At 45.4% G+C, this 7,788-nt stretch carries 6 protein-coding genes; all 6 read left to right on the forward strand.

The features are described from left to right. Positions 1-268 precede the first annotated feature (268 nt). The 6 genes from galU to COW15_RS03920 all read left to right on the forward strand — a co-directional run bounded on the left by galU (position 269) and on the right by COW15_RS03920 (position 7,250). Positions 269-1,177, forward strand: coding sequence for a UTP--glucose-1-phosphate uridylyltransferase GalU (galU, locus tag COW15_RS03895; RefSeq protein WP_293630197.1), 909 nt, complete (start codon positions 269-271; stop codon positions 1,175-1,177). After that, positions 1,177-2,190 carry a UDP-glucose 4-epimerase GalE gene (galE, locus tag COW15_RS03900; protein ID WP_293630198.1) on the forward strand — a complete coding sequence of 338 codons (1,014 nt, stop codon included), beginning with the start codon at positions 1,177-1,179 and terminating at the stop codon, positions 2,188-2,190. Before galU ends, galE begins: the two co-directional genes overlap by 1 nt. 77 nt (positions 2,191-2,267) lie before the next feature. Then, entirely contained in the window at positions 2,268-2,762 is a 495-nt protein-coding gene (napF, locus tag COW15_RS03905) for a ferredoxin-type protein NapF (protein ID WP_293630199.1), read from the forward strand. A gap of 84 nt (positions 2,763-2,846) precedes the next feature. Then, positions 2,847-3,287, forward strand: coding sequence for a polymer-forming cytoskeletal protein (locus tag COW15_RS03910; RefSeq protein ID WP_293630202.1), 441 nt, complete (start codon positions 2,847-2,849; stop codon positions 3,285-3,287). A 272-nt stretch (positions 3,288-3,559) separates the two neighbouring features. Continuing rightward, positions 3,560-4,537 (forward strand): LysR family transcriptional regulator, encoded by a 978-nt coding sequence (locus tag COW15_RS03915; RefSeq protein WP_293630200.1) that lies wholly within the window; start codon positions 3,560-3,562, stop codon positions 4,535-4,537. A 424-nt stretch (positions 4,538-4,961) separates the two neighbouring features. Then, on the forward strand, positions 4,962-7,250 hold the full coding sequence (locus tag COW15_RS03920; protein ID WP_293630201.1) for an OmcA/MtrC family decaheme c-type cytochrome: 2,289 nt from the start codon (positions 4,962-4,964) through the stop codon (positions 7,248-7,250). Positions 7,251-7,788 lie beyond the last annotated feature (538 nt).

Here is a 7,788-nt window from a genome sequence, read left to right on the forward strand (position 1 = left end):
TGTTAACTCCCTCACAGTTTATTGTTGGTGTCATGCTGTGACGTAAACGTAAAGCAAATATTACATACTCATTAAAAACGGTGACTTAGAGAGCGATTATAACGTCTACAGTGGAGACAATGCTTGACACCCAAGCTAAAAAACTAAAACGATAGACTGATAAAACGCAGAAATACCGATAAATTTCAGCGTTTACAAATAGCTTTTCTGTGTAGGTCATTTACAATATTGGCCAATAATCGCATCTCCTTGACCTAAAAGGTTCGCAATGAAACATCATCAAATTCGTAAGGCCGTTATTCCTGTCGCAGGCCTAGGCACTCGTATGCTGCCAGCGACCAAAGCCATTCCAAAGGAAATGTTACCCGTTGTCGATAAGCCATTGATCCAATACGTTGTGAGTGAAGCTATCGCCGCAGGCATTAAAGAAATTGTGCTAGTGACCCACGCCAGTAAAAACTCTATCGAAAACCATTTCGATACCAGTTTTGAATTAGAAGCCCAGCTAGAACGTCGGGTAAAACGTCAGTTATTAGAAGCAGTGCAGTCGATTTGTCCAAAAGACGTGACTGTGATCAGCGTGCGTCAATCCCAGGCGAAAGGCCTAGGACACGCCATTTTATGTGCTAAATCCGTGGTAGGAGACGCCCCCTTCGCAGTGTTACTGCCAGACGTCATTATTGATGATGCGAGTTGCGATCTGAGCAAAGACAACTTGGCCGCGATGGTGAACCTATTCGACGAAACCCAAGTGGGCCAAATCATGGTTGAGGGCGTACCACACCACTTAGTAAACCAATACGGTATTGCCGACGTGAATGGCCATGATCTTCAACCCGGCGAGTCTGAAGCATTAGTTGAGCTAGTTGAAAAGCCAGCGGTAGATGAAGCGCCATCCAACCTAGCCGTTGTTGGCCGTTACGTGTTACCTGCGACCATTTGGCCATTACTGGCCAAAACCCCAGCGGGCGCGGGCGATGAAATCCAATTAACGGATGCGATTGCCATGTTAATGAAGCAAGAAACCGTAAACGCTTACTACATGGAAGGTAAGAGCCACGACTGTGGTAACAAACAAGGTTATATGCGCGCAAACGTTGAATATGCCCTGCGCCATAGCGAAATTGGCAATGATTTTGCTCAATACTTAAAAACCGTTGTAAAAGGAATGAAATAATGACGATTTTAGTGACCGGAGGCGCCGGTTATATTGGCACCCATACCGTGGTGGAACTACTCAATGCGGGAAGCGAAGTGATCGTCTTAGACAACCTGTCTAATTCGAGCATCGAAGCCTTAAACCGTGTAGAGCAAATCACAGGTAAAACGGTCACATTTTACCAGGGCGATATTCTTAATAAAGCATTGTTACAGAAGGTCTTTAGTGATCACGCTATCGACTCTGTTATCCATTTTGCGGGATTAAAAGCGGTGGGAGAGTCCGTCGCTAAGCCCCTCAAATATTATGAGAATAACGTCACTGGAACCTTAATACTCTGCCAAGTCATGGCGGAGTTTAAGGTTAAAAATCTTGTCTTTAGCTCATCGGCAACCGTCTATGGTGATCCAGCGAGCCTGCCGATCACCGAAGATTTTCCAACGGGAGCCACCAATCCCTATGGTCAATCTAAACTGATGGTCGAGCATATCCTTGCCGATCTTCACCATAGTGACCCAAGTTGGAATATCGCCCGTCTGCGCTACTTTAATCCCGTTGGCGCCCACGCCAGTGGTTTGATTGGCGAGGATCCTAATGATATTCCTAACAATTTAATGCCGTTTATTGCACAAGTTGCCGTGGGTAAGCGCCCTGCCCTGAGTGTGTTCGGTAATGATTATCCCACCCACGATGGCACTGGGGTACGTGACTATATCCATGTGGTGGATTTAGCCAATGGCCATTTAAAGGCCCTTGAAAAGCTAGCCACTCGGCCAGGACTTGTGACCTATAACTTAGGTACGGGTCAAGGCTATAGCGTATTAGATATGGTCAAGGCCTTTGAGAAAGCCTGTGGCAAAGCCATTGCCTACCAAATTGCCCCCCGCCGTCCCGGTGATATTGCCGCCTGTTACGCCGATCCCACCCATGCGAGGGAAGATCTCGGCTGGCAAGACATCCACACCCTAGAAGACATGGCGAACAGCAGTTGGCACTGGCAGTCAAGTAATCCTAATGGTTATCACGGCTAGTCGACTCAATGGCTTGTGGATTTCCCCAAGCCATTTTTCTTTAAGGTTTGACCGCTTAATCTTGATCGAGGAGCCACATGACGCAGAGCATTAATCATAGCCGTCGCAGTCTCTTTAACCGCCGTAAAAATACGGCGATAAGGCCGCCTTGGGTCCGCGACGAAATTGAATTTACCGATGTTTGTACCCGCTGTTCTGCCTGCATTACGGTCTGTGAAACCCACATAATTCACAAAGGTGATGGCGGATTTCCCGAATTATCCTTTCAGGATAACGAGTGTACTTTCTGCACGCTTTGCGCTAAAGCTTGCCCAGAAGCTCTGTTCGATTTAACTCAAACACCTTGGCATCACAAAGCTCATGTCCAAGATAATTGCTTAACCTATCAAGGGATTTGGTGTCAAAGTTGTAAAGATGCCTGTGAACCTAGGGCCATTACCTTCACCCTTAGCATTGGTAAAGCCCCCATACCCAAGATAGATCTTAATCTGTGCACTGGCTGTGGTGCCTGTGTTGCCCCTTGCCCAAGTCAGGCCATACAGATCAAAGCGGATGAACAAGCTAAAGGCTAAGGCAATACGCATAGGATAAGCCTTAGTTTATACTGGAATTGACGTTACTATCTGACCCTCATTGTATTGAGCAATATCATGATCATGTTTGGCAAAAAAATTTTTTTTCCACAAAAATCGCCCACCACACTTAGCTTTATCGCCAGGGGGACTAAACTCACGGGAAATATTGAATTTATTGGTGATGTATTGATTGGTGGGGCTATCAGTGGCCAAATCCTTTCCCAGGCGAATATTACGGTTGAACAAGGTGGCAGAGTCGAGGGTGAAATAAAGTGTCAGGAATTTATCGTTGATGGTTTCTTTAAAGGTCGCTTAATCTGCGAACGTTTAGTGATCCAGCGCCATGGCGTAGTCGACGGTGATGTGGCAAGTACATCGATGCAGATTATGGAAGGCGGGCAATTTATTGGTTTGCGGATCAAAGAAGATATTTCCACCATCCAAACCCACGGCTTAGCCGCCCCCAAAGAATCTAACAATTTACAGCTAACTTCAGATCCGCTCAACACCGACATCCCCTAAGGATCCCTCAGTCAATCTATCGATTCAATCATAGACGATGTTACCCGCTGTTGTCTTACCTATCGCCTTTTCCTCCTATTTACAATGGTTACGTTTTTGTTAATTTACAGAGGGTGATCACAGTAAGTCTACAGGACAGATGCTACGTTAATACCCTATGGCGTAGGGTTTACACAGCACATTAGTAGGACATTGTGCCGATATAGCCTGTGGAAATCCATTAGCAAACAGTCAAGATAAGCACTCAAAGACTCATCATAAGGTAATCTGAAATGAGCCACCCGTTACTGAAACAAATCTGCGAGCTAGATATCTTCACCCTGCTCGTCTTCAAGAGCATTTTTGATACTGGGCATGCCAACACAACCGCGAAGACATTGGGAGTCTCTGCGCCTAAAATTAGCCGCAGTTTGAATGCACTACGCCTTGCCTTTAATGATGAACTCTTCTATCGGCGTCAACAGGGATTAAAACCGACCCCTTTGGCCGAGAACCTTTATGTTGCCATATGTCAATTTACTGATTCTGTTCACCATTTAGAGCAATCGGCACTGCTGAACCAAAATGTCACCAGTAATACTGATTTACCCTTAAATATCGCTGCCAGCAAAGGGCTACTCAGTTTTTTAGCCCCCCAATTAAGTTCGCCAGAAGTCATTGCACAATTAGGCAAAATACATTTACACCCATGGCAGGAAAACAGTGCCGAGCTTATCCATGCGGGTGAACTGGACTTTGGTATCTCACTAGAACACATCGAAAATAAGGAGTTAACCTTAACGAGACTCGGGGGTATATCCAGTGTGTATTTAGTCGCTTCAAAACATCATCCTATCTGGCAAACCGAATCCCAGCTCAGTTTAGAACTGATCTGTCGTTATCCGTTCTTATGTATTGAGATGAAAGGCTTTAACAATAAAATCGATCCCCTTGAACTCTTTTGCCAGCGTCAGGGAATAATATTACCTTCAATCGAGAAAGTGCTCGAGAGAGAGGAATGGTATGCACACATACTCACCATGCAGAGCCTCGCCTTTTGCTCTAGCATTGATATGCAAACGATTAAACATTTACCAGGGCTAAAATTAGTTCCGCTCCCCACTATTGAGCTAACCCGTCTACACGATGGTATGTTTGCACCCCAATACTTTTTGATAGAAAAACCCAGAACCCATAGACGTTACACCCCCGCACAATGTGATCTTGTGGTCAGTTCGCTGGTTAGCGCCTTGCTTCCCGAGCACAGTTAAGCTTCCCCTAGCAGGTAAAAATGCACCGGTGTTAAATTCAGGTTGCATTTATTAACAATGGCGGTGACCAACCTTAGAATAATCCGTCCCATCTTAGTGAACATCTTCCCTAAAAAGGACAATAATCGAGTCAGATATTCAGCGGATAGAGGTACAGAACAGTTTCAATACTAAAGCTTAATTGAGAATTAATTTCACTAACACACTAAATTTAATAATAAATATTTGCGATAAGCATCAAATAAATCACCTCAAATTTCAATTTTTGAAATACTTAATTTCAGAATTTAAAATTCCCATTTTAAGGTGTTAAATCATCGTTCACATAACAGATACAAACTTGCAAATACCACTTTATAAGTAGATAGATACTTCTATATTAGAGTCACTGCGTACGCAGTCTTATAGAAAGAAAAGGGACGCGATGATGAAAAACTACAATAAATCTCTACTGGCACTGGCGCTCGTCAGTGCCCTAAGTGTAACCGCCTGCGGGGACGGAAGCGACGGCCAAGATGGGGCACCTGGCACACCAGGTACACCCGGCACTCCCGGAACGCCAGGCACACCAGGACTCCCAGCGGGATCCTTTGCTAAAACAGCTGAATCCATTACCGATCTGGCATTCACTTTAAGTCCTGCGGACATTAAAGTGACCAGCAGTGAAGGTTTCAGTGTTAAGTTCAGTTTAACCGGAAAGAGTTCAGGCAAAGATGTGCCCTTTATGGGACTCGATAAAATTGCCCTTTACTCCTTAACGGCCAATGAAAATACCTCAGGAACGGGCGCTCCCATTGAATGGCAAAACAATGCCATGGCAAACAATGCAGGTACCTCATTAACTTGTACACTCAATGGCTTAAACGGTACTAAGAATGCGTGTACATTAACCGAAGATACTGAAAACCCAGGTACTTATACCGCCACTTGGACCTATGATGGCGCAGCGCCAATCATTAATCCAAACGATAATCCTAATGCAGTGCATAGGGTATTTTTACGTGCGTACAACGTAGTAAACAGTGCAGGCGTTGCCTTATCTGACAAAATACTCTCTGTACCCGTTGACTTCATCCCTGCAACAGATGAACTAGGTGTGTCAGGTAAAGACACAGTATCCAGTGCTGCATGTAAAAACTGTCACGGTGAAGTAGATGGTCATATCGCTAAGATTCAGGCCCACCATAACTACCAGGACGTTAAAAACTGCGTAACTTGTCATAACCCAGATCAAGTTCCAAGTGATGCACAACTGGCCGAAGGTTGGGTATTTGACTTTGGGCCAATGATCCACAGACTCCATGCGGGTCATCACATTAGTGATAGCCTAAGCGGTGAAGCAAAAGAATACTTTGGTGAAATTGGTTTCCCATCGGATCTGAAAGAATGTAAGTCTTGCCATGATGGCGCACCAAGCTATAACACTAATATTTATGCCCAAGCCTGTGTAGGTTGTCATATTAATGTCAACTTCGCTACCGGTGAAAACCATTCAGAATTTGGTTTAGCTCAAGCCGATGATACCCAATGTAAGTCTTGCCATGGCAGCGGTAGCTTAACACCTGAAGCCGTGCACAGTGTCGGTAAGCGTGCCGAGTACGCTGAACTGCTCAAAGTGGACTTTACCAGCGCAGCAGTCGCTCCATCTGCCACTCTGGGTATGAAGACCTTAACCTTGAAAGCCAATGTGACCATGAATGGTGCACCAATTGCTGACGGTACAAGTCTCGCTACCTATAATGCCACCAGTAATCCAACGGGTATGTTGGTCGCTAACGGCCTGTTATTAGGTAATGTAGCAACTGACGGTATTGTGTATGCGTGGCGCGACGTTAAACCTACAGCTATTAGCCTAACTCTCGCAAACGGTACGCTTTCTGGCGGTGTATTAACCTTCGTGAAAGAGATCCCTGACGCACAAGCTGTCGGCACTATCTATGTGAGTTCAGAGGCCAATGCCTGTATCAAAGAGGGTAAAGTCAGCAGTTGTAATGCAACAGCGCTTGAATTTGGCCCAACAAACCCAATCGGTAACACTTCTCCAGTTAAGTTTTATAGCTTAGATGGCAGTGCAATCAGCACGGCTCGGATGACAGATCCCACTCGTATTACGGTAGAAGAAACAAAATGTAACGCCTGTCACGGCACCTTAGATTACATCAAAGGTTCTAGACACGGCACTTACACCTTTGACCAATGTATGAACTGTCATAACGATACAACGGGTTCAACATATCACCCAACAGTAGCCTACAAAGGCGAAGATGGTAGCAAGGTCATCAACCCAGATGTAACCTTTAGTAACAAAGATTTATTTACTGTGGCGCACCGTTTCCACAGTGGTAACTTCGATGTGATTGAAGGCATCTTCCGTAATGCCGACGGAGAGTTAGAAGGTTATCCATCACCAGAAACTGCATGTTCCGCATGCCATAAAGATGATGCCAAACTGTTTGCAACTGACGGTGGTTTAACCTCTGGTAAACGCGCAATCAAAGTGGGTAGCAACTATATTACCCCAGTTGCTGAATCATGCCGTACCTGTCACGCGCACTCTGATGCGGCGGCTGTGGCTCACTTTAGAAGTAACGGTGCAGTGGTTGCAGAAGATGCAATGACAGATCCTAACCTACCAGTAGAATCATGCGCAACCTGCCATGCTGAAGGCAAGACCTATGGCATAGATAAGGTACACGCAGAGGTAGCACACTAGTACTAGTACCTTTGGGTTGCCCTGCACAACCCAGATTTCATCTCTGCAACTCATTGGGGTCCCATCGGGGCCCCTTTTTTATCGACTTTTACCGCCTTTTTATCGGGTAATAGACAGAGAGAAAATGGCATACTCAATCGGCAAATAGGCTTCAATCTAATGCCTCAGTTTATAAACGAGAGCCATGGTCGTTCTCATGCATCCCTGCATTGCACGACATTCAGACGTCCTGCCTATCAGATGGTGAACTGGCAGTTAAACAAGGATGTTGTTCAAGTCCGTCTGGATGCAGGGCCGCCCCATCTGATGCGAAAAGATCCACAAATGCCGCGATGGCATGGATGCCAAAAAGCGGCCATGGGGCGGACGGTCGTCTCGCTAATCACCCTGGCTCACCTGTTTAGCATCGGCGTAGCCTGTAAGTTTTAAATAAATACTCAGCACGTTTCGGGACAAAAGCGAGCTGAATTTTCGCGGAATTATCTTCATTACGGATAAACAAAAATAATCCCAAGCGCTAATCGTGAGCAGTTATTAG

This window comes from Shewanella sp. CG12_big_fil_rev_8_21_14_0_65_47_15, from assembly GCF_002783505.1.
GTDB lineage: Bacteria > Pseudomonadota > Gammaproteobacteria > Enterobacterales > Shewanellaceae > Shewanella.

Coding starts and splice junctions, on each gene's coding strand:
- galU (WP_293630197.1), top strand. CDS start 269: ATGAAACATCATCAAATTCGTAAGGCCGTTATTCCTGTCGCAGGCCTA.
- galE (WP_293630198.1), top strand. CDS start 1,177: ATGACGATTTTAGTGACCGGAGGCGCCGGTTATATTGGCACCCATACC.
- napF (WP_293630199.1), top strand. CDS start 2,268: ATGACGCAGAGCATTAATCATAGCCGTCGCAGTCTCTTTAACCGCCGT.
- COW15_RS03910 (WP_293630202.1), top strand. CDS start 2,847: ATGTTTGGCAAAAAAATTTTTTTTCCACAAAAATCGCCCACCACACTT.
- COW15_RS03915 (WP_293630200.1), top strand. CDS start 3,560: ATGAGCCACCCGTTACTGAAACAAATCTGCGAGCTAGATATCTTCACC.
- COW15_RS03920 (WP_293630201.1), top strand. CDS start 4,962: ATGATGAAAAACTACAATAAATCTCTACTGGCACTGGCGCTCGTCAGT.